The sequence below is a fragment of the Rhizobium sp. PEPV16 genome (assembly GCF_008919455.1).
Taxonomy (GTDB): domain Bacteria; phylum Pseudomonadota; class Alphaproteobacteria; order Rhizobiales; family Rhizobiaceae; genus Rhizobium; species Rhizobium leguminosarum_Q.
This window is the reverse complement of the sequence record NZ_VSZV01000319.1, coordinates 1-19,420: the sequence shown is the minus strand read 5'-3', so window position 1 is coordinate 19,420 and position 19,420 is coordinate 1. Positions and strand designations below refer to the sequence as shown.

Annotated in this window: 20 protein-coding genes, 1 tRNA gene and 1 pseudogene; 12 read left to right on the top strand and 10 right to left on the bottom strand. The window is 60.0% G+C overall.

What is annotated here, in order from left to right:
* Positions 1-52 precede the first annotated feature (52 nt).
* The 4 genes from yihA to rpmH all read right to left on the bottom strand — a co-directional run bounded on the left by yihA (position 53) and on the right by rpmH (position 3,202).
* The gene (gene yihA, locus FY112_RS20130) at positions 53-706 is read right to left on the bottom strand and encodes a ribosome biogenesis GTP-binding protein YihA/YsxC (RefSeq protein ID WP_151519120.1); all 654 of its coding nucleotides are present in this window, start codon (positions 704-706) and stop codon (positions 53-55) included.
* Between the two features lie 149 nt (positions 707-855).
* The gene (gene yidC, locus FY112_RS20125) at positions 856-2,646 is read right to left on the bottom strand and encodes a membrane protein insertase YidC (protein WP_131619507.1); all 1,791 of its coding nucleotides are present in this window, start codon (positions 2,644-2,646) and stop codon (positions 856-858) included.
* The gene (gene rnpA, locus FY112_RS20120) at positions 2,646-3,047 is read right to left on the bottom strand and encodes a ribonuclease P protein component (protein ID WP_017958763.1); all 402 of its coding nucleotides are present in this window, start codon (positions 3,045-3,047) and stop codon (positions 2,646-2,648) included. The genes yidC and rnpA overlap by 1 nt, the downstream gene beginning before the upstream one ends.
* Before the next feature lie 20 nt (positions 3,048-3,067).
* Complete coding sequence (gene rpmH / locus FY112_RS20115; RefSeq protein ID WP_003545006.1) at positions 3,068-3,202, bottom strand: 50S ribosomal protein L34; 135 nt, start codon at positions 3,200-3,202, stop codon at positions 3,068-3,070.
* A 419-nt stretch (positions 3,203-3,621) separates the two neighbouring features.
* Here rpmH and FY112_RS20110 point away from each other — a divergent pair, with 419 nt between their 5' ends.
* The 3 genes from FY112_RS20110 to FY112_RS20100 all read left to right on the top strand — a co-directional run bounded on the left by FY112_RS20110 (position 3,622) and on the right by FY112_RS20100 (position 7,586).
* Positions 3,622-5,619: a methyl-accepting chemotaxis protein gene (locus tag FY112_RS20110; protein ID WP_151519119.1), complete on the top strand. Its 1,998-nt coding sequence runs from the start codon at positions 3,622-3,624 to the stop codon at positions 5,617-5,619.
* Positions 5,620-5,866: 247 nt separating this feature from the next.
* The gene (locus tag FY112_RS20105) at positions 5,867-7,387 is read left to right on the top strand and encodes a HAMP domain-containing sensor histidine kinase (protein WP_151519118.1); all 1,521 of its coding nucleotides are present in this window, start codon (positions 5,867-5,869) and stop codon (positions 7,385-7,387) included.
* A 122-nt stretch (positions 7,388-7,509) separates the two neighbouring features.
* Positions 7,510-7,586 (top strand) — tRNA-Arg (locus tag FY112_RS20100).
* Positions 7,587-8,118: 532 nt separating this feature from the next.
* Here FY112_RS20100 and FY112_RS20095 read toward each other — a convergent pair.
* Both FY112_RS20095 and FY112_RS20090 read right to left on the bottom strand, forming a co-directional pair.
* Positions 8,119-9,066, bottom strand: coding sequence for a hypothetical protein (locus FY112_RS20095; RefSeq protein WP_151519117.1), 948 nt, complete (start codon positions 9,064-9,066; stop codon positions 8,119-8,121).
* Positions 9,067-9,198: 132 nt separating this feature from the next.
* On the bottom strand, positions 9,199-9,426 hold the full coding sequence (locus tag FY112_RS20090) for a hypothetical protein (RefSeq protein WP_151519116.1): 228 nt from the start codon (positions 9,424-9,426) through the stop codon (positions 9,199-9,201).
* A 403-nt stretch (positions 9,427-9,829) separates the two neighbouring features.
* Here FY112_RS20090 and FY112_RS20085 point away from each other — a divergent pair, with 403 nt between their 5' ends.
* Positions 9,830-11,701, top strand: a complete 1,872-nt coding sequence (locus FY112_RS20085; RefSeq protein WP_151519115.1) for an adenylate/guanylate cyclase domain-containing protein — start codon at positions 9,830-9,832, stop codon at positions 11,699-11,701.
* A 32-nt stretch (positions 11,702-11,733) separates the two neighbouring features.
* A pseudogene (locus FY112_RS38615) lies at positions 11,734-11,918 on the top strand (hypothetical protein).
* Positions 11,919-12,009: 91 nt separating this feature from the next.
* Here FY112_RS38615 and FY112_RS20075 read toward each other — a convergent pair.
* Complete coding sequence (locus FY112_RS20075) at positions 12,010-12,255, bottom strand: DUF982 domain-containing protein (protein WP_131627864.1); 246 nt, start codon at positions 12,253-12,255, stop codon at positions 12,010-12,012.
* A 176-nt stretch (positions 12,256-12,431) separates the two neighbouring features.
* Positions 12,432-12,953, bottom strand: coding sequence for a hypothetical protein (locus tag FY112_RS20070; protein WP_131707863.1), 522 nt, complete (start codon positions 12,951-12,953; stop codon positions 12,432-12,434).
* A gap of 207 nt (positions 12,954-13,160) precedes the next feature.
* On the opposite strand from FY112_RS20070, the gene FY112_RS20065 reads away from it, so the two are divergent.
* Positions 13,161-13,343 carry a hypothetical protein gene (locus FY112_RS20065; RefSeq protein WP_131639877.1) on the top strand — a complete coding sequence of 61 codons (183 nt, stop codon included), beginning with the start codon at positions 13,161-13,163 and terminating at the stop codon, positions 13,341-13,343.
* 27 nt (positions 13,344-13,370) lie between these two features.
* Entirely contained in the window at positions 13,371-13,661 is a 291-nt protein-coding gene (locus FY112_RS20060) for a hypothetical protein (RefSeq protein ID WP_131707864.1), read from the top strand.
* Between the two features lie 78 nt (positions 13,662-13,739).
* On the opposite strand, the gene FY112_RS20055 is transcribed toward FY112_RS20060, so the two are convergent.
* A complete protein-coding gene (locus tag FY112_RS20055) occupies positions 13,740-15,218 on the bottom strand; it encodes a hypothetical protein (RefSeq protein WP_151519114.1) in 1,479 nt (492 codons plus the stop codon).
* A gap of 388 nt (positions 15,219-15,606) precedes the next feature.
* On the opposite strand from FY112_RS20055, the gene FY112_RS20050 reads away from it, so the two are divergent.
* The gene (locus tag FY112_RS20050) at positions 15,607-16,194 is read left to right on the top strand and encodes a hypothetical protein (RefSeq protein ID WP_151519113.1); all 588 of its coding nucleotides are present in this window, start codon (positions 15,607-15,609) and stop codon (positions 16,192-16,194) included.
* 84 nt (positions 16,195-16,278) lie between these two features.
* Here the strand turns inward: FY112_RS20050 and FY112_RS20045 are convergent, their stop codons facing one another.
* Positions 16,279-16,980 carry a class I SAM-dependent methyltransferase gene (locus FY112_RS20045; RefSeq protein ID WP_017958772.1) on the bottom strand — a complete coding sequence of 234 codons (702 nt, stop codon included), beginning with the start codon at positions 16,978-16,980 and terminating at the stop codon, positions 16,279-16,281.
* A gap of 198 nt (positions 16,981-17,178) precedes the next feature.
* On the opposite strand from FY112_RS20045, the gene FY112_RS20040 reads away from it, so the two are divergent.
* The 4 genes from FY112_RS20040 to FY112_RS20020 form a co-directional block, all read left to right on the top strand.
* Positions 17,179-17,499, top strand: coding sequence for a hypothetical protein (locus FY112_RS20040; RefSeq protein WP_131619500.1), 321 nt, complete (start codon positions 17,179-17,181; stop codon positions 17,497-17,499).
* A gap of 190 nt (positions 17,500-17,689) precedes the next feature.
* Entirely contained in the window at positions 17,690-18,061 is a 372-nt protein-coding gene (locus FY112_RS20035) for a cell surface protein (protein ID WP_151519112.1), read from the top strand.
* Positions 18,062-18,215: 154 nt separating this feature from the next.
* Positions 18,216-18,521 (top strand): hypothetical protein, encoded by a 306-nt coding sequence (locus FY112_RS20030; RefSeq protein WP_151519111.1) that lies wholly within the window; start codon positions 18,216-18,218, stop codon positions 18,519-18,521.
* Between the two features lie 442 nt (positions 18,522-18,963).
* A partial coding sequence (locus tag FY112_RS20020; protein ID WP_151519109.1) for a methyltransferase domain-containing protein occupies positions 18,964-19,420 on the top strand: 457 nt, incomplete at its 3' end.

The window sequence follows — 19,420 nt, the reverse complement described above, 5'->3', positions numbered from 1 at the left end:
TCGGCGACCTTTACACCAAAGAGGGCTTCGCGTTCGAGGTGCTCAGCCCTTCCTACTTCCAGCGGGCGATACCGAGGGTTTCGGCGATCGCCTGGCGAAGTTCGTCCAATCCATCGCCTTTTTCGGACGAGGTGGACAGCACGCCGGGATAGGCGGCCGGGCGCTTGCGGATCTTTTCCGCCGTTTCGGCAATGAGCTTCGGCACACCGGCTGCCTTGATCTTGTCGGTCTTGGTGAGCACGATCTGGTAGGAGACGGCGGCCTTGTCGAGCAGATCAAGCACATCGTCGTCGTTCTTCTTGATGCCGTGGCGGCTGTCGATCAGCACATAGACGCGCTTCAGCGTCGCGCGGCCGCGCAAATAATCGAAGACGAGCTTGGTCCACTTGTCGACCTGCTCCTTCGGCGCCTGCGCATAACCATAGCCCGGCATGTCGACGATCGCCGTCGGCGGCAGGTCTTGGCCTTCGCCGGAATAGCCATCCGGAACGAAATAGTTAAGCTCCTGCGTACGCCCCGGCGTGTTCGAAGTGCGTGCCAAGCCCTTCTGGCCGACCAGAGCATTGATCAACGAGGATTTGCCGACATTCGAGCGACCGGCGAAGGCCACTTCCAACGGCCCTTCCGGCGGCAGGAAATTCAGGGACGGCACGCCGCGGATGAAGATCCATGGGTGGCCGAAGAGCGGCTTTTCGGTTTCGGGCATGCGGGTTCTTCTCTGGGTTGGGTCTTTTACCGGGCTTCATGGTTTTGCGGGCGGATGTCAAGCTTTTCAGGCGCCTGCGCGGCATGCCTTGTTTCCTTCGTCCGCCGCCCGGAAATGAAAAGCCCCGCCGGAGCGGGGCTTGGCAAGCGTCATTTCGACGGTACTTCTTTTCGTCGGAACAGACCCTTCAGATTGTCGAAGAGTTCGACCTTGACGCCGTGGCGCTTCATGATTAGCCCCTGCTGCGCCACCGAGAGCGTGTTGTTCCAGGCCCAGTAGATGACCAGGCCGGCCGGGAAGCTGGCCAGCATGAACATGAACACCAGCGGCATCCAGTTGAAGATCATCGCCTGTGTCGGATCGGGCGGTGTCGGGTTCATGCGCATCTGCACGAACATGGTGATGCCCATGATCAGCGGCCAGACGCCGAGGTGCAGCAGCGCCGGCCCCTCGAAAGGCAGCAGGCCGAACAAATTGACGATCGTCGTCGGATCGGGCGCCGAAAGGTCCTTGATCCAGCCGAAGAAGGGTGCGTGCCGCATTTCGATGGTGATGTAGATCACCTTATAGAGCGAGAAGAAGATCGGGATCTGCAGCGCCACCGGCCAGCAGCCGGCGATCGGATTGATCTTCTCTTCCTTGTAGAGCTGCATCATCGCCTGTTGCAGCCCCATGCGGTCGTCGCCGAATTTCGCCTTCAACTCCTCCATCTTCGGCTGCATGCGCTTCATGTTCGCCATCGAAGCGTACTGCTTGCTGGCAAGCGGGAAGAACAGGAGCTTGACGACGATGGTCGTGCACAGGATCGCCACGCCGAAATTGCCGAAGTAGCGGAAGAAGAAGTCCATCAGCTTGAACATCGGCTTGGTGATGAAATAGAACCAGCCCCAGTCGATCAGGCGGTCGAACTTCGGGATCGAGTAGCTGGCCTCATAACCGTCGATAACAGGCACTTCCTTGGCGCCGGCGAAGACGAGGTTCTTGAGCTCGATCGATTGGCCCGGCGCAACGGTGAAGGCATCATCCTTGTAATCGGCCTGATAGCGCGGCTGGCCATCGGCAAAGTGGGAGAAGCGCGCCTCGTAGGCCGCACTTTGCGGCGGAACGATCGTCGCCGCCCAATATTTGTCGGTGATGCCAAGCCAGCCGCCGGTGGATTTCGCCGGCGTGACGGCTTCCTCCTCGACGGCGCTATATTTGGTTTCGATCAGGCCATCGCCGATCACGCCGATGAAGCCTTCATGCAGCACGTAGACGGAGGGCGTCGTCGGCTTGTTGTAGCGCGTCACCCGGCCGTAGGAAGACAACGATGCGGGCGCCTGGCCGGTATTTTCGATCTTGTCGGCGACGGTGAACATGTAGCGTTCGTCGACGGAAATGGTGCGGGTGAAGGTCAGGCCCTTGTCATTGGTGTAGGAGAGCGTCACCGGCGTCTTTTCGGTGAGCTTGGCGCCCTCGGGAGCGGTCCAGAGCGTCGAGGCACCCGGAACGGCGCCTGTCGCGTCGCTGCCGATATAGCCGAGTTCGGTGAAATAGCCGTCCTTGGTCTCGGCCGGGCTGAACAGCGTGATGATCGGGCTCGAGTCGTCGACCGTCTCGTGATAACCCTTGAGCTTCAGATCGTCGAGGCGGGCGCCGGCAAGGTTGATAGAGCCGGAAAGTGCCGGCGTATCGATGGCGACGCGCGGGGTCTTTGTCAGCGCCTGCTCGAGCGTCGCTGTCGCGGCTGCCTGGCCGGAAGGGGCCGTACCGCTCGGCTGGGCCGGCGTCTCGCCGCCGGCTGCCGGCTGCTGCACCTGCTCGGTCTGTTGCTGCGCCTTCTGGGCTTCCTGCGCCTTGCGCTGGGCCTCGATGCGCGGATTCATATAGAGAAACTGCCAGCCGAGGACGATCAGCACCGAGAGAGCGATCGCAATGAAATAATTGCGGTTGTTTTCCATCATACGTTCCTGGGGCGTCCGTCTCCGGAGCGCCGGTGTTTCGGCCTGGTTTCCACGCGGGATTTCAGTTCCGCGGCCAATTCCTGGAAGGACGCGTCAAGCACGTCCCTGCGCGCGACAACCACATAGTCGTGTCCGGGCTGCATTGCAAACCCCGCATGAAGCCGCACCGCCTCTTTCAGGCGGCGGCGCATGCGGTTCCGCTCGACCGCGTTGCCATGTTTTTTGGTGACAGTAAAACCGACGCGTGCCTGGCTGTCAGGTTCCTTCCGGTCGAGGACTTCGAGAAGGAAGAAGCCGCCCCGGCGTTTTTCGCCCTCGCGCACGGCAAGAAACTGCGGGCGGCTCTTCAGCCGCCCGACAGTGTGTTTCTTTTCACTGGTCGTCAATTCGCCCGCCATCTCTTACCGGGCAACCCGGCTTACGCCGACAGACGATTGCGGCCCTGCGCGCGGCGGGCTGCGATGACCTTGCGGCCACCCTTCGTGGACATGCGGGCACGGAAACCGTGGCGACGCTTGCGAACAAGCTTGGATGGTTGGTAGGTACGCTTCATTTTATTTTAAACACCGCGGAGTGCGGCCCTTCTTGAATTTGCATAATGCAAGGAGCGTTATTTTTCGAACGGGCGGGCCATGAAAGGCCTAAAGTGACCGGACGTGCGCGGGCTTATAAGGATGAAGCCCTTAAAAGTCAATTATGCCGGATAATTTCGCTATGTGCTGCCGGCCTCGAAAGTAAATTCGCACTCTGGTGTTAAGAAATGCGGGTTGCCCTGAACGGTTGTAGTTTTGCGCCGTGACGGATAGATCACTCAGCTTTTCAAGCGTTTAGCATCCCGAAGACATTCGGCACGGATAATTTCCGAAGCCATAATCGTAAATTCTAGAAATCTAACTTTAATCAATTTCGCCGATATTCAACGCATCGACTGGAATTTGCTTTCCAGCCAGTGGCGTAGCTAGGAGCATTGCATTGAAGATCCGGGGCAAAATTAATCTGCTGGTTTGCGTGATGGGCGCGGTGGCACTTCTGATCGGTGCAACGGCATTGTCCGCCATGCACGAATACAGTCGCAACCTGACGGCTTATGAGCATGCCGCCAGCCGTGCCTATGCCGGCGAACGCCTCAATCGTTTCGTCACGGCCGTTGTCATGGAATCGCGCGGCATCTATGCCGCCAAAACGATCAAGGATACGCCGAATTTCGCCAAGGGCTTGCTGGCCGGGCTCGATGAGATCGACAAGGTCATCTCCGGCTGGGCGCCGCTCGTTCCCGAGGGTGAGAAGGACGATTTTGCCAAGCTTGTCGCCCGCGCCGCGGAATTCCGCACCTTCCGCGCGGAAACGGCCCGCCTCGGCACGGAAGTCGGCCCCGAGGCCGCAAGCCAACAAGGCAACAACGAGGCCAACCGCGCCAACCGCAAGGCGTTCCAGGCGGAAATCGATGCCGTCGTCGCCATCGACAAGGCAGCGCTGGAGACCGTCAACGCCGAGATCGAGAGCTTCCGCTCCTGGGTGCTGATGCTTGTGCTCAGCATCACCGGCATCGGCATCGCGGTCGGCGTCGGCATGGGCTTCTATATCGGCACCAGCCATCTCAGCCGCCCGATCAAGCGCGTCACCCATGCGATCAAGGAAGTCGCCGACGGCAATTTCGACGCCGAGGTCCCCTTTGCCGGACGTCCGGACGAAATCGGCGAGATGGCCGCAGCGGTTGCGGTCTTCAAGGCGAACGGCCTTGCCGTCAAGCGCCTGAATGCCCAGGAGGCGGCGATGCGCGCCAAGAGCGACGACTTGCAGTCGAGCATGTCCGTCGTCGTGGCGGCGGCTGCGGCCGGCGATTTCGGCCACCGCATCAGCAAGGATTACGAGGACGACAACCTCAACCAGTTTGCCGGCAACATCAACATGCTGCTGTCGAGCGTCGATGCCGGCATCGGCGAGACCCGCCGCGTCATCGCAAGCCTTGCCGAAGGCGATCTCACCCAGACGATGAGCGGCAGCTTCCAGGGCGCCTTCGCCGAGCTGCAGCAGAACGTCAACAATACCTTCGTCACGCTGCAGGCGACGATGCGCGAAGTGCGCGAAACGACGGAAGCGATGAACGGCAACACCGCCGAGCTGCGCAATGCCAGCGACGACCTGTCGAAGCGCACCGAGCAGCAGGCAGCCGCCCTCGAAGAGACCTCGGCAGCGCTCGACGAGATCACCGCCGTCGTCCAGAATTCCACCGAGCGGGCGCATGAGGCCACCATCATGGTGTCCGAAGCCAAGGAGAATGCCGGCCGCTCCGGCGTCGTCGTGCGCAATGCCGTCGAGGCGATGGGCCGCATCGAACAGGCCTCGCGCGAAATCAGCCAGATCATCAACGTCATCGACGAGATCGCCTTCCAGACCAACCTCTTGGCGCTGAATGCCGGCGTCGAGGCGGCCCGCGCCGGCGATGCCGGAAAGGGCTTCGCGGTGGTCGCGCAGGAGGTGCGGGAATTGGCCCAGCGTTCGGCAACGGCTGCCAAGGACATCAAGGCGCTGATCACCAAATCCGGCAACGAGGTGCAGGTCGGCGTCAAGCTCGTCCAGGCGACCGGCGAGGCGCTGGCCGAAATCGGCACCCGCGTCATTGCCATCAACGACCATATCCATTCGATCGCGACGGCTGCGACCGAGCAGTCGACCGGCCTCAAGGAGGTCAATACCGCCGTCAACCAGATGGACCAGGTGACCCAGCAGAATGCTGCGATGGTGGAAGAAACCTCCGCCGCCACGCACAGGCTTTCGGCCGAAGCCGGTGGCCTGGTGCGCCTCATTGCCCGCTTCAAGCTGTCGGATGATGCGCCGGCACCTGTGGCGCTCGTTCGCAACGAGCCGCAAAGGCCGGTCGCTTCGCCCGCCCGCCGCGCGATCGCCAAAGTCGCCCGCGCCTTCGGCGGCAACGCGGCCGCAGCCGAGCAGAGCTGGGAAGAGTTCTAAGCTTTACTGATCACGCGCCTTTTAACGCCGCCTCCGGGCGGCGTTAGTTTTTTCTGCCCGGTCCGCGCCGGGCAAAGACTCCTCCCCACAAGGGGGAGGGGTTGGGGAGGGGCCTTCCTCCTCTCGGGCGGCGTTTCTTTGTGACGACGTGACGCTGCTCGCAAAGATTTGAAAGCGGAGCATCTTGGTCTAATATAGAGCTCAACGGTAGGGGCGGCCTGGGTGCTGCCGATCGGGCGAGACGAGAATGCCGACAAGAGACCAGGGCGACAATCCTTCGGCGGAAATCCCGGCGGCCGGCGAGGCCGCAAGGGCGCCGTGCCCGTCTGCCCGCATGTTCGGCGGCCTCTCCGGCAAGCTGCTCTGGCTCACCGTCGTCTTTATCATGCTCGCCGAAATCCTGATCTTCTTTCCATCGGTCGCCAGCATGCGGTTGCGCTGGCTGCAGGACAGGCTGAACACCGCCGCTGCCGCCGCCATCGTCATCGATGGGCTGCAGCCCGTCGAGCTGCCGCGGGCGCTGCAGAAGGAGACGCTGGAAGCGACCGGCACCAAGGCGATCGTGCTGCGCAAGGAGGGCACTTCGCGGCTCTTGGCGACGACCGATATGCCGGCCTCCGTCGATGAAGCCTATGACCTCACTGACGTGCCGCCGGTGACGGCGATACGCGACGCACTCGACACCTTGATCTTCGGCGGCAGCAGGATAATCCGCGTCTACGGCCCCGTCGGTGACACCAACACCGGCGTCGAGGTGGTGATGAAGGACCGGCAGCTGCGCACGGCGATGTTCGCCTATTCCCGCAACGTCCTGTTGCTGTCGGTGCTGATCTCGCTGTTCACGGCGACGCTGATCTTCTTTGCGATCAACCGTATCCTCATCGGCCCGATCCGCCGGCTGACCGGCAGCATGCAGCAATTCTCCTCCGATCCTGAGAACCCCGCCCATATCTATATCGGCGACGGCGGCCGCGACGAACTGGCGGTCGCCGGCCGCAATCTCACCTCGATGCAGATGGAGCTGCAAAAGACGCTGAAGCAGCAGAAGAACCTCGCCGCTCTCGGCCTCGCGGTGTCCAAGATCAATCACGACATGCGCAATATCCTGGCCTCTGCGCAGCTGATGTCAGACCGGCTGGTCGATGTCGATGATCCGATGGTCAAGAGCTTCGCTCCGAAGCTCTTGCGCACCATCGACCGCGCCGTCGGTTACACCACCGAGGTGTTGTCCTACGGCAAGGCGAGTGAATCGGCACCACGCCGCCGCCATATCCGCCTGTTGGAACTGACCCAGGACGTCAAAGACATGCTGGCGATCGATCCGCAAAGCGGCATCGAATTCGCAGAGCAGATCGGCGCCGAGCTTGAGGTCGATGCCGATAGCGAGCAGCTTTTCCGCGTCATCCACAATCTCTGCCGCAACGCGCTGCAGGCGCTGACGTCGCCGGGCGAGGGCGGCCCGGGCTCCGTCAAGCGGATCACCGTCTCCGCCCAGCGCGTCGGCAGCGTCGTCAGCATCACGGTGGATGATACCGGCCCCGGCATGCCGCTGAAGGCGCGCCAGAACCTTTTTGCCGCCTTCCGCGGCTCCGCCCGCTCCGGCGGCACCGGCCTCGGCCTCACCATCGCCCGCGAACTGGTGCTCGCCCATGGCGGCACGATCGCGCTGGTGGAAAAACCGACGGTCGGCACGCAGTTCCGCATCGAGATCCCCGATCGCCCGGTTTCGCTGGAGGATTACCGCAGCCGGACGCATATTGAAAAGTGACGGGGTTTCGCAAGGTGCGGCTGCCCGCAGACAAAGACGCGATTTTTTCAGAAATGCTCTTGCATTGTCCCGAAGGACGTTTTAGAGGATCGCCACGCAAGCGGCACCGCCGCATTTTGCACGCACCCGTAGCTCAGCTGGATAGAGCACCAGACTACGAATCTGGGGGTCAGGAGTTCGAATCTCTTCGGGTGCGCCATTCTTTTCCAATAAATCCCAAATTTATCAACGGCCTCAAGGCCTAGACGATCATTCCGGTCCACAACGGGGTCCACGCGAGGTCCTAGTACGTTAAGGTCACCAGCTCGGGTACGTTTCACTATCGAAGGCGTGTCCCCAAGGACATGGCCGTTTCAACCGGACAGACCGAGTTCAAGAGATTCTTGGGCAAGAGCGAACGTGAAGCTCTGCGGAACTACCCTGAGACCCATGCCTTTCATGAACGACTTATCGAGGAGTTCAGGAACTTCGCCCACAACAGGGCCAATCTTACGGCTCTGGAAGCTCACAAACTGGCCGAGCGAAAGGCTGCCGATCTGAACGGTGGACGAGGGAGCGCCAGGAACGAGAAGGTTCAGACAAAAAGGGGAAACCGGACCTTGGTGGCTATAGGGCGGCGACCATATGGGGGGTCACGCTATCCCAGAACCGTCTAGCTGGAGGTCTCAGAAATTTTGCCCATTTTCAGATCGCCAAATCTATCCTGAGACCCGGACCGTGCTCAACCCGAGCTAGGTAGTATTCGGCTTCTTGAGATCACGTAGGGGAACCTCCATCACAATGCATTCGTCGCTATCAGACCCACCCTCCCTGCGGAATAGTCCATCATCGGCATCAAGCTCACCCACGGGAACCGGCTTGCCCGTCCACCCGCAGTCCTCGCAAGTAGGTCGCTCCCAAACCACCTCTGGAAGCTCCTCATTATAACCTTCCTGTGGAGACAGGTGCGGCGAGCCACAGTCGGGACATTCTTCGGGGACCATACGGATGTGTCGCAGGACTAGAGAGGTGGCTAAGCCAAGGCCATGTTCGACGGTCGACAGAGCGGCTTCTGCGTCGTGCCACGTCGCTGAGTGAGCGTGTGTCAACCAGTTCGCGAAACTCCATGCATCGCTAAGGAGCGACTTGAATAGGTGTCTGCGGTCCTTCTGTGAGCCGCCAGAGAGGATTGTGTCACAGATGACATCATTCCATCCCCGAAAGTCTGCTCGTTTTGGCGGTTGCTCTACAGGCCACTCAGAGGCGTCTTGTGCAGCGGCGACGTACGCAAGAAGTGCTTCTCGGCTTCGCACACCAATGGCCTGATAGTCCGCGACGTTATGCGCCTGATGGAGGGCGTCGTTCGCTTCGCGTAACCTGTTGAACACTTCCCCAAATGGCAGCACGCGACGGCTTTCGATGCGCTGTTGCCGGGTCCGTGGGATGCGGAGGCACAACCCCATATGGAAAGTGACAGCAAGGTCCATGTTCGGGAACTGGTCTTGGGAGTAGAGGTTTGTCGGATTGGTGATGACCCACCATCGACCTTCGCTTGTATGCAAGTCCCAGACATCATGCCGATGACCCATCAGCGTTTCTGCATAGACCTTCTGGAGGAAGTCAACACGAGAATCTGGCGAAGATTGCGAAAGAAAGTAGCGGACGATATTCGCCTTTTCGTCTTCTGAGGCATGTAACATTTTACTTCCTAACCCCACTTATTGGCGGATATCGGGCCTAATGGCTGGGTGAATACATTAGTTCTGCGCCGCAAACTGCTGTGCGTAGCCATACCCCGCAAACGGACGGGGCTGGCTGAATATCTGACGCGCTCAGTAAACAACCTGCGCGGTATCAATGAACTGGCGGAATAGGTCCTGCCATTCGCCCACCTCACCCCTTTCTATGGCCTTGTAGATCGCTGCCATGTCAGTGGAAATGACCAGCGCGTAGATGTGACCACCCTGCTCCCTTACATTTTGCCGAATGCGTTCCAGCACTTCCTGCTGATCGCCCTTTTGGTAGCTAAGACTTCTGAGTTGGTCCAATTGCTCACTCACTCGTCATTCTCACCGCAGACGGCAAAGCACTTTGCGCGGACCAAACGGCGGGCCTTCGCGTAATCGAGCTCGTCCTTTAGCGAAGCGATGCGGCCCCGACAGCCGCCTTCACAAAAAGCATCTTACAGCGTGACGATCGCTGGCGCGAAGAAAAGCGGGCTCTGGTATATACCACCAAAGCACGGGCTGCCCTGTATTGCCGTCGCCCTCATCGGTGAGGCGATGGGGCGGCTCCAGACGAAGTGGAGGCCGGCGGACCGCGAATTGACGGTCTCAATATTCACGCATTTATGAGCTGTATTGATTACCGCTTCCCGAATTGCAGGACTAGTCTGAATGATCGCTGCACACCAATTGTTAGCAGTGACGGCCGTGTATCAAGCCACTCCGTTGGGAGACTGAAATGCAACGCAAGCTCGCGGCAATCATGGCTGCTGATATCGTCGGCTATAGCCGGCTGATGGCTGAGGACGAGTCTTCCACCTATGCGGAGCTGCGCACCGTTTTTGACCACCTGATCGACCCGACTGTCGCCCGCCATGGCGGAACCACTTTCAAAACGACGGGTGACGGCTTCCTTGCGATGTTCCCGAGCGTCAACGCGGCCGTTGATGCGGCACTTGCCATCCAGCAAGGTTTTGACGACGGGCCCTTCAAGCTGCGTATCGGCATCAACCTCGGTGATGTCATCGAGGATAATGGTGATGTCTATGGGGATGGGGTGAACGTCGCGGCCCGGCTTGAGGCCATGACCGAACCCGGCCAGATATTCGTCAGCGGCGCTGTGGTGATGGCCGCCGAGCGCAACCGCGGCGATCTGTTCGCTCGAGTCGGCCGCAGGCGCGCCAAGAATATTCCCGAGCTGCTTGAAGTGTACCGCGTAAGGCGGGCGGGCTCTCCCTGGTCGATCTGGCGGCAGGTGCCACATATCCTGCGCGGCAGCGCTGCGCGCTGGTCTTATGGCGTTGCTGCCATCGCTCTCATTCTCATCGGTACCCAGATTTCACCTCTTCCGCTGGCAGCGATGGTGAGCGGCATCCCGGCTGCACTTTCTCTGGACCAGACCCGTGGAGACCCCAGACCCTCGATTGCCGTCATGCCGTTCGCAACCATGAGCGGCAGCGATAACCAGCCTTACTTTGCAGACGGTCTGACCGAGGACGTGACCACGGCGCTCGCTCGTAATCCCGAGCTTCAGGTCATCGCCCGCGATTCCACCTATGCCGTGCGCGGTCAGGAGACGGATGTACGTAAGCTCGCGGCAAAGCTTGGCGTTGATTACGTGGTTGAAGGCAGCGCGCGCCGAGAAGGCGACCAGCTCCGCGTTTCGGCGCAGCTTATTGATGTAGGCACGGGGGCGCACTTATGGTCGCGCAGCTTCGACAAGAAGGTTGCTGACGTTTTCACCGTCCAGAGCGAGCTCACCACGGAAATCGTCGCGCAACTCGCGCCCTATATCGGCCGAAGCGAAGCGGCAGCGGCGGCGCTGCGGCCGACGGATAGTCTGCAGGCCTATGATCTCGTCTTGCAGGCCCGCGACCGTTACCGGCACGGCGCCGCTGACCAGAACGCTATTCTCGATGCCCGCGGCCTGTATCAGCGCGCCCTAGAAATGGACCCGGCTTATGCCGCAGCCCGCGCAGGCCTTGCGTTGACCTACATCGGCGAAGTGGCGCAAAGGCCCGGCGGTCAGGCCGCCGCGCCCGAACTGGATCTGGGTCTCAGTGAGGCGCGGCAGGCCGTGCGGCTCGATCCCAATCTCGGTTTTGGATATCAGGTAATCAGTTTTGGACTTGCGCTGCAGGCGGACTATTCCGGCGGACTTCGGGCGGCGCAGCGTGCGGTCGAACTGAACCCCAACGATCCCGACAGCATGATTGCGCTGGCCAAAGCGCAGGTCCGGTTCGGAGACTATCGGGACGCTGTCGCCAATGCGGAGCGGGCGCGCCGACTGCACCCCATGGCACCGGAATACTATGCCTACGTGCATGGTCAGGCGCTTTATGCCGATGGCCGCCGCGAAGAGGCGGCCACGGTCATCAGCGAGTGCCTTGTCAGAGCGCCCCGCGACGCGAATTGCCTTCTCATCCAAGCCGCGTTGCAGGGTGGAAGCGGAGAGCTTGAAAAGGCGCAGGCTACCATGGCGAGCCTTGTTGAAGCCCATCCGGCATTCTCGCTGGAAGCGGAAAGGGCTTATCGCCGGTTCGGCGACGAACCCTTGATGGAAGAGTTCCTGCAAGACCTGGCGAGAGCCAAAGCCCCGGAGACGGCTTGACGTTGCTGTCAGCGTCGCGGTTTTAGAAGTTCGTGGACCGAAGGCGACATGATCTCTGGGTCGCTGATCTGCACGCCGGCACGGTCGTGCCTCTTCCGTCTCCCAAGTCGGGCTGGCTGAAAGCGGTGACCGACCTTCACTTGTGACGAAGGGCTTCAATCTGGCCGTGGTTGTCAAGTCTGCGGAGGCAGCATTGTCTGGCCATTATGATGGCTGATTGCGTATAATCTCTGCGTCATCACGCTGGATGGCGAGCCGAGATGACCGCTCGCCGTCCAGCGCCAAATAGGCGCCGCACGGGTCGTGGCTTACTCCTTAATCGGGATTCCGGCTTCGATTGCAGCGTCGATGAACGCCTGTCGCGCCTCTTCCCGGTTTCGTTTTCCCGACATCACATCCGCGCAAACCGCGCAGGCCCTATCCAAGGCGGGGCCTTCTTCGGTCGGCCAGTCCTCAATCAACGCCCATGTTGCAGCCTGGGTCGTCTGGATCACCACCCACTGATCCGGGCCTTCAAGGGCGACCGTCACCGGCTTCTTCCAAATGGTTTGCATGATCTCAGGACCTCCGCTGCGTGCTCTCTGCCGTTGCAGCCTGCACACATAGGGCGATTCATCCGGCGTGGCGAGGCGCAGTATGAACGAGATGCCTTTCTCGGTCAGCGAACTGCTGGGATGTGCTTTTCGAAAAGGGTTTCGTGCCGCCGCTTTGCGCGCTTATGCGGAGCCTCCTAGAATTCCTGCACGAATTCACACGCCAGCAAGGTTTTGCCGGGCAAAGCGTCTCCCTGGCGGGCAACGATGGAGACCCTTCCGGGGCCGGCCATTCCGGGTTCTGGCTGCAGGTCTGCAGGAAGTTCAAGCGAATAGCCCTTGGTGGATGTGCCCAGCAGGTCCGAGGTCTCCGGCTTCAAACCATATTTCGCGGCCAGATCGTCGGCGCGTTCGCCCTCGATCAGGACGCCAACAGCGTTACTTGCAAAGAAAATCTCGGTCGACTTAAAGCCGTCGCGGCCTATCTGGTTCGGGAGTTTGTAGATCGCCGCGCCCAAGGATGATGTGTCCGGCTTGGCCAGAGCTTCCACGACATCATAGATCTTCATTGCCGATGTCATCGTATAGGGTGGCTTGCAAAGGGCTGCGTCAAAGAACTTGTCATCGGCCGAATCGGCCAGAACCTGCCCGGCCTGAAATGTCGCAAAAGCGACGCACGCAGAGAAGGCGGCGTAGCGAATGAATTTGGCGTTGTGCATGGAATATTCCTGAGAAAAGTGGCTCTAGCGGATTCGTGTGTACGAGTTCGAATGACTAGGGGATTCGAGGTAATTATGCTACCCAAAGTTTAATCTCTCAGATCCACTCTTCTCTTCTCTTCCGTCCGGCCGTACTGATGGGTAGGATGAGTGGCATCGGACGCGGAGACGGAGATATCGCAGCGCCGATCTGAAGGCAGGAAAGTCATGATCGCAGCCTATATCGATGAAATCATCATGTTTTGCGCCGGCCTGTGGATGACATCCGTGGGCTTTGGTTATCTGCCGTTTCCCGGCAAGCCGGCCAACCGGCCGCCGTTGGTTCGCCACTTCAAGTGGATGGGTCCCTTGCTGCTCGCGATCGCCATCATTCTGGCGGCTGCCTCATAAGCCGCGTGCTCAGACTGGGGTGAAGCAATGAACAATATGTTGGCCTGCCCGTCGTGCGGATTGGACAAAACGGAATCGATCGTCCACCGCGGTTCCTACATTCTCCGATGCGCCGCCTGCGGTGAAACGATTGTCGCCACATCATTCATGGCGATGCTCGATCTGGATCACCAGTGTTCGGCCTTTATCGATCCGGGTCCCGGAAACTCCCCTCCGCAAGAGACGCTCATTGCGCGTGGGCCACTGCGGCGGATCTCCGGGGCGATCAGTGCCGCAGCGCGTAATGGAATTCTGGTCCTTCTGATTTCTGAACCATAGGACTGAAGTCCGTTGGCGATGGAGCCGGCGGCTAAAATGAAGGAGGGGCAGCTCGCCAGCGCGCGGCAGCTGGCGCCATCATGGGCGTAACCGGACGAGAATCTTGGCCCCGGGACCCCTCAACTGTTCCGCCAGCGCTTCCAAATCTTTCTTATCCGTTCCCGCCAGAACGATGCGACCATCCGTGATCGGCTCCCTCATCCAGGGTTCCATGACGACCTTGTCGTTGATCAGCATCTGCGTTTGTCGTCCCAATACCGCCTGCGTGAAATCGCGGAATGTGGCGGCGCTTTCCGGGGTGAGCACGATATTCAGGCCGTGGTCGTAGGACACGGGGGACAGGCTTACCTCCGCACTCTTCACCTCAAGCGAGACAGGCGCAATCGCCTTGGCCGCGTCATTGTTTGCAGCAACGGCAGCTTCTTGCGATGCCGTTGGTGGAGCAGGCGGTGTCGAGAGCTCATCCAGGATGCCCGGCCCGGCCTTGGCTGATGGTAGCGGCTCGATATGCAAATCGGGCGTCTGCAAGTCTTTTGCTGTCAGCACGCCTGTAAGCTGCAAGCTGGCCGGCATATCCTCGCGTTGGATGTGGGTATATGTGCGCAACCTCGTCCCTCCTGCCTCAACGGTTACGATCTCCGACGCTTCGAGTGTCGAACCATCGTTCAGGGACACCACGAGCTCGACGCTGCGGCGCTTGCTGGCGCGTTTGAGGGAAGCCAGCTGATCGGCCGTGAGGTTCTTTGCCCGCTCGGCAAAGCCCGTGATCAAATTTGCGATCGCCGGCTGCTGCGACTGGCTGAACGCTGCGGCGTCGGCTTCCTCCGACAGGGAAAGGGTTGCCGTGCGTGCGGTCGCGTCGGTGGATTCCAGTGTCCAGGTCGATGTCACCGGAACACTAACGCCGTCATAATCTTCGTCCCTCGACGTCGCTGAGGCCTGACCAATCTCCATAGTCTCTGCCTGATAGGATTGCCCTGTGGCAAGCAGTTGCGCCTCCGGCACCAAGGCGGCAACAATCTGAAGAGGGTTTGCCTCCAGCTTGGCGATGATGTCATAGACCCCGCTTTGTGGTGCCGCGGGAACTCCACCCGGTCCACTGGCCGCTATCGCCCGCATGTGTGCCACGATCTGATCGACACCGGAGAGATCGCGCGGGTTGCCGTTCAGGTCGGCTTCGAGTTCGAGCGAAGCGGTGCCATAGGCCGTGAGGGAATTCCGATAGAGCAGGTTCATCTGATAGCTGTCGGCAAGGCCCGCAAGGCCTTCCGGCAAATCGGCGCTGAGAGACCAGCGGACCCGCATGCCGTCTTCATCCCGCGACAGGACCGTCATACGCTGGCGAAACGCGCCGCGCATCGTCATGGCCGAGGCGCCTGGCTTGTCGAACCAGAATGACATATCGGTTTCGGTTGCTTTTTGAACGCGGTAGCTGCGCTCGACGCCCATCGCTGGCGCGTAGCCCGGGATCTCGATGCCGCCGGCGGACCATGCCGGATGGGAGAGCGTGACGCACAGGCAAGCTGAGGCAAAACTTTTCCAGTACAATGATGTCATGCTGACAGGGCCCTGAACATTGAAGCTTATGCGGCGCCTTCCGGTCGCCGGCCGCGAGCTTATTTGCTGATGAAGAGAATGGGTAGTGCCGGCGATGCGATAATCGTCTTGCGCGAAACTGATTCAAGTTTTCATTCGGTATCGCGCTCCACTGCGTGAATCATTGCCGAAAATCTAGCAGAAGGGATCGGGTGACATAAAGATGCAACCTAAGAATATTTTCCTAGTCGACGGGCCGTTCTTGCGTTAGCTTATCCGCAATTGCAACCTTGGACTGGCGGATGTCGAGCAAGTTTTTCTCTATCGGCGATGTGATCGCGTCAACGAGCCCTGGCCGTCGCGCACGGTGTGATCAGGGTTCCCGCAATGGGTCTGAGGCGAGGGGCTGATGGCGGAATTCAACCCTCGCGACAAAAGCCGAACCAGTCAGGGAAAGACTCGGGCGATGGTGCGCAAGCATACCGCTCCGCCGGGCGCGGCGGACGACGGCAGCCTTCGCTGGCAATGGTTCACCATTCAGTTGCTGGAATCTGCGGCCTTCACGACCCTGAGTGCGAACGCCTGCCGCGCCTTCTTCCGCATCGTCATCGAGCACACGTCGCACGCTGCCTTGGAAAACGGCAAGCTGATCGTGACCCATCCTCAGTTCGTGTCTTACGGCGTGACCGGCGAATATGTGGCCGATGCGATCGATGAGCTCGAATATAAGGGGCTGATAAAAGTTCGCCGCGGCCGGGCGGGCAGCGGTGTCGCGCATCCCAACCGGTTCACGCTGACTTTTGTCGGTGACCATGAAGGTGCGCCACCCACCGACGAGTGGAAGCGATGCACGGCGGAAAGGTGCCGGAAATGGTCCGAGACCGACCGCAAGATTGCCGCCGACAAACGCGGGCGCGTCGGCAGGAAGAAAAAATCCCCACTTCGGAATCCCGAAATCCCCCCGCTTCGGGATTCCGGAATCCGCCGCGCTTCGTGAGCTGTCGACAGGGAGAAACTCTGAATGATTTCAATGCCCCAACCAATTTCGGGATTCCGAAGTGCTATATAGATTCTGGTGGAGTTACTGTCGGAGGCACTTTGCCACGATCAGGAACTCCGTCTCCCGCCCCCCGATCTTCCCGGCCGAGGTCGTGCGAAGCAGAAGACCGAAAGCTTCATAGAGCCAATAAAGCGGGGGAATTCTATCCTTGAGCGCATGCACCTGCGTCGACACATATTCGCCGACAAAGACGACATCCATGCCGAGGTCTTTCAATGTCCCGGCAATCTCCGAATGGGATGCCTCTGCGGCGTGCTCGACACGGAATGGGGCATAGCCCGGCTTTCCGGCGTTTTTCTGCCTGAGAACGTAGCGGTAGAACAAGACGTGGGTCCACCAGGGCGTCAGGTCGGTGAAGATCCCTTTGGCTGAATTCAGGATCGGACCCTTGACGAACACCAGACCACCGGGAGACAGGGTATCATGGGCTCTCAACAAGGCAGCGCGCGGGCTTTCCAAATGTTCGAGGACGTCCCAGAAGACGCAGGCGTCGAAGTGACGATCTCCATAGTCGATGGTTTGAGCATCGCCGAGGATCCTCTCAGCGGCGTCCTGGTTCTTTTCGAGTTGCTCCTTGGAGATGTCGACAACGGTATATCGCGCACCTTTCAAGGGGATATGCGTGCGGGAGCCGCCCCCGACCTCAAGGATATTTGTATCAGTCTTGCTGGAAAATGCTGATTGTGCGTGCGAGAGCGCGTCGTTTACCCACGGCGAAGCCATAATCTTTCCCTCCCGAAAGATTAGCGTTTACGACTACAAGTAAGCATTAATATAATATTTTAGCAATATTTTAAGCATGTCTGGTCAGGTGGTGCGTCCGGCGGGATTGGCGGCTAAGCCGTCAGCCTAGTTTCGCGCAACCTTCCTGATGTATCCGCAGGTCTGATGATCTTTAAGGCGCTTCAGCCGGAGGAATGCATGGCGGTGGGAATTTTTCGGGCTCTGGCTGTCCTGGCGATGATGACGGCCCTTGGCGGCTGCATCGACCATGCCAATGATCCCGTGCTCCTGGCGGTCGGCGTGCCGGTCAATCCGCCGGTCGTTGCGCACGGCCTTTGCATGACCGACGGCAACGCCATGTATGACGAGGCGAGGAAGCAGTATCAGCTGCGCGCCCAGCTGACCGGATATGCTCAGGCCGATGAGCTTGAGGCCGAAACGATAGCGCGCGCTGCCGCCCATCGCCAATATGTCGCTTGCCTCTCCGGCCAGGGTTACCGGACATTATACGCGAATTGAGAACAGAGAATTCACGTTTCGTCACAAGCGCTGTTCGAGCCCTTTCCTGATCGCGACTTTTCACGTTTTTCGGCGATTTAGTCACGCCGGATCGCCTGCAATCACGAGTTTTGGAAGTTGCATATAGCGGCGGAACTCCGCGCGTGGGAAAGGCATTCTCTCGAGATAAATCCAGTAAGGAGGGTTTATCATGAAGATGTTCAGTCTCACCCCTTCCACCGCCGCACTCGGCGCCCTTCTCGCCCTCACGTCGATCATCCCTGCGCAGGCAGCACCCGTTCAGACGGCTCGCCCGCCCGCTGTCTCGGATGTAAAAATGGTGCAATATAAATCACATGCCGGCACCTGGCACGGCTATCAGGGCTTTCGCACGGAGCGCCCCGGCACCCGCCGCCACTCCGATGGTTACTGGTATCCGCTTGCCGCCTTCGGCGTCGAGGCCGGCACCACGGGCTCCATCGTCCGCGCGCCGGTGAACAGGCCGGCAGCTCCGAAAATGTGCAACCCTACGTTTTCCGGATCGATCGGTCCCGGCAGCATGCCTTGCGATAACGGCTATTGAGCCGGCAAATGAAAGAGGCGGCGATGAGCCGCCTTTTTCTTGATCGAGCCGCCGCTCACATATCCGTGACCTCTGCTTTGGCACCGTAGTATGTGACAGATCGCCTTCCTAACTCCGGGGCGTAAACTCCACGAATCCTCCCAAGGAGACGATTATGACCACGACTTTCAAGAACGGCCTGATGGCCGCTGCCTTCGGCGTAATCCTCGGCCTTTCGGCCTTCTCGGCCATGGCAGCTCCCCTCCAGTCGAGCGCGACAGAGCAAGGTTCAGCCGAGCGTCCGGTTGCCCGACAAGAAACCACGGTTGAGCATGACAGGCGCACCACCGGTTCGATCGGTGAGCGCGGCTCGGAAACCTCAGGTCGGATGACGCCTTACATGATGAACCCGAAGAAGCCCCTCAAGATGGATTGCAAGCTCGGCTTCAACCCGGGGAGCGGCTCCAGCTGCAACTACTGACGAGACGCTCCGCGTCTTCGCGATCGTGAACGGCCCGCAATGGGCTGAAGGGGCGGCCTCAGGGTCGCCCTCAGTTTGTGGACAAACCTCGCTCTCCCCTCGGCGTCATCCTCGGCCTTGTGCCGAGGATCTGCTGCGTATCGACCGGCTGTAGATGCTCGGGACAAGCCCGAGCATGACGAAAGAGAGGTTGGTCGCCTTTTGGCCACCCTTTGCGTAGAGGTAGCGGCCAGCCGGATTCGGCATGTCTTCCCCAATTGCCGTTCGTACGATGTTGCATCGAATGCAAAAATGCAATAAGTACAGAATCACGCAAACTGTTGACGATGGTGTTGCGAAAAGCCGCAGCCAAGAGCGATTGACGCGTTTGCCTTGGAATTGCCATGCTCGCCGCGATGGTCGCATTTCATAATCAATCGAATTTCAGACGGGTGGGATAGTCATGACTGCAAAGGCCGCATGCTCCGATTTCCTGCATTTTTTCCGCTCCTGGGTCAGCAACCCGCTTCGGGTCGCGGCCATCGCGCCGTCGGGGGATTCGCTTGCCAGGATCATGACCAGTGAAATTGCCGCACTCGACGGGCCGATCATCGAGCTCGGCCCGGGAACCGGCGTTTTCACCCGGGCGCTGCTGGCGCGCGGGGTCAGCGAAGCGGATCTGACCCTGATCGAGTACGGTCCGGAATTCATCTCATCGCTGCAGGCGCGTTTTCCGACGGCGCGTGTGTTGCAGATGGACGCCGCCCATCTCGCCGATGCCGATATTTTCGAGGGCGAACCGGTCGGCGCGGTTGTCAGCGGCCTGCCGCTCTTGTCCATGTCGCCGCGCAAGATCGTATCGATCCTGGCCGGCGCCTTCGCCTATATGCGGCCGGGCGGCGCCGTCTATCAGTTCACCT

What these genes read in the sequence shown, in the direction of transcription:
- yihA (WP_151519120.1), bottom strand. Translation starts at nt 706, where the DNA reads ATGCCCGAAACCGAAAAGCCGCTCTTCGGCCACCCATGGATCTTCATC.
- yidC (WP_131619507.1), bottom strand. Translation starts at nt 2,646, where the DNA reads ATGGAAAACAACCGCAATTATTTCATTGCGATCGCTCTCTCGGTGCTG.
- rnpA (WP_017958763.1), bottom strand. Translation starts at nt 3,047, where the DNA reads ATGGCGGGCGAATTGACGACCAGTGAAAAGAAACACACTGTCGGGCGG.
- rpmH (WP_003545006.1), bottom strand. Translation starts at nt 3,202, where the DNA reads ATGAAGCGTACCTACCAACCATCCAAGCTTGTTCGCAAGCGTCGCCAC.
- FY112_RS20105 (WP_151519118.1), top strand. Translation starts at nt 5,867, where the DNA reads ATGCCGACAAGAGACCAGGGCGACAATCCTTCGGCGGAAATCCCGGCG.
- FY112_RS20095 (WP_151519117.1), bottom strand. Translation starts at nt 9,066, where the DNA reads ATGTTACATGCCTCAGAAGACGAAAAGGCGAATATCGTCCGCTACTTT.
- FY112_RS20085 (WP_151519115.1), top strand. Translation starts at nt 9,830, where the DNA reads ATGCAACGCAAGCTCGCGGCAATCATGGCTGCTGATATCGTCGGCTAT.
- FY112_RS20075 (WP_131627864.1), bottom strand. Translation starts at nt 12,255, where the DNA reads ATGCAAACCATTTGGAAGAAGCCGGTGACGGTCGCCCTTGAAGGCCCG.
- FY112_RS20070 (WP_131707863.1), bottom strand. Translation starts at nt 12,953, where the DNA reads ATGCACAACGCCAAATTCATTCGCTACGCCGCCTTCTCTGCGTGCGTC.
- FY112_RS20065 (WP_131639877.1), top strand. Translation starts at nt 13,161, where the DNA reads ATGATCGCAGCCTATATCGATGAAATCATCATGTTTTGCGCCGGCCTG.
- FY112_RS20060 (WP_131707864.1), top strand. Translation starts at nt 13,371, where the DNA reads ATGAACAATATGTTGGCCTGCCCGTCGTGCGGATTGGACAAAACGGAA.
- FY112_RS20055 (WP_151519114.1), bottom strand. Translation starts at nt 15,218, where the DNA reads ATGACATCATTGTACTGGAAAAGTTTTGCCTCAGCTTGCCTGTGCGTC.
- FY112_RS20050 (WP_151519113.1), top strand. Translation starts at nt 15,607, where the DNA reads ATGGCGGAATTCAACCCTCGCGACAAAAGCCGAACCAGTCAGGGAAAG.
- FY112_RS20045 (WP_017958772.1), bottom strand. Translation starts at nt 16,980, where the DNA reads ATGGCTTCGCCGTGGGTAAACGACGCGCTCTCGCACGCACAATCAGCA.
- FY112_RS20040 (WP_131619500.1), top strand. Translation starts at nt 17,179, where the DNA reads ATGGCGGTGGGAATTTTTCGGGCTCTGGCTGTCCTGGCGATGATGACG.
- FY112_RS20035 (WP_151519112.1), top strand. Translation starts at nt 17,690, where the DNA reads ATGAAGATGTTCAGTCTCACCCCTTCCACCGCCGCACTCGGCGCCCTT.
- FY112_RS20030 (WP_151519111.1), top strand. Translation starts at nt 18,216, where the DNA reads ATGACCACGACTTTCAAGAACGGCCTGATGGCCGCTGCCTTCGGCGTA.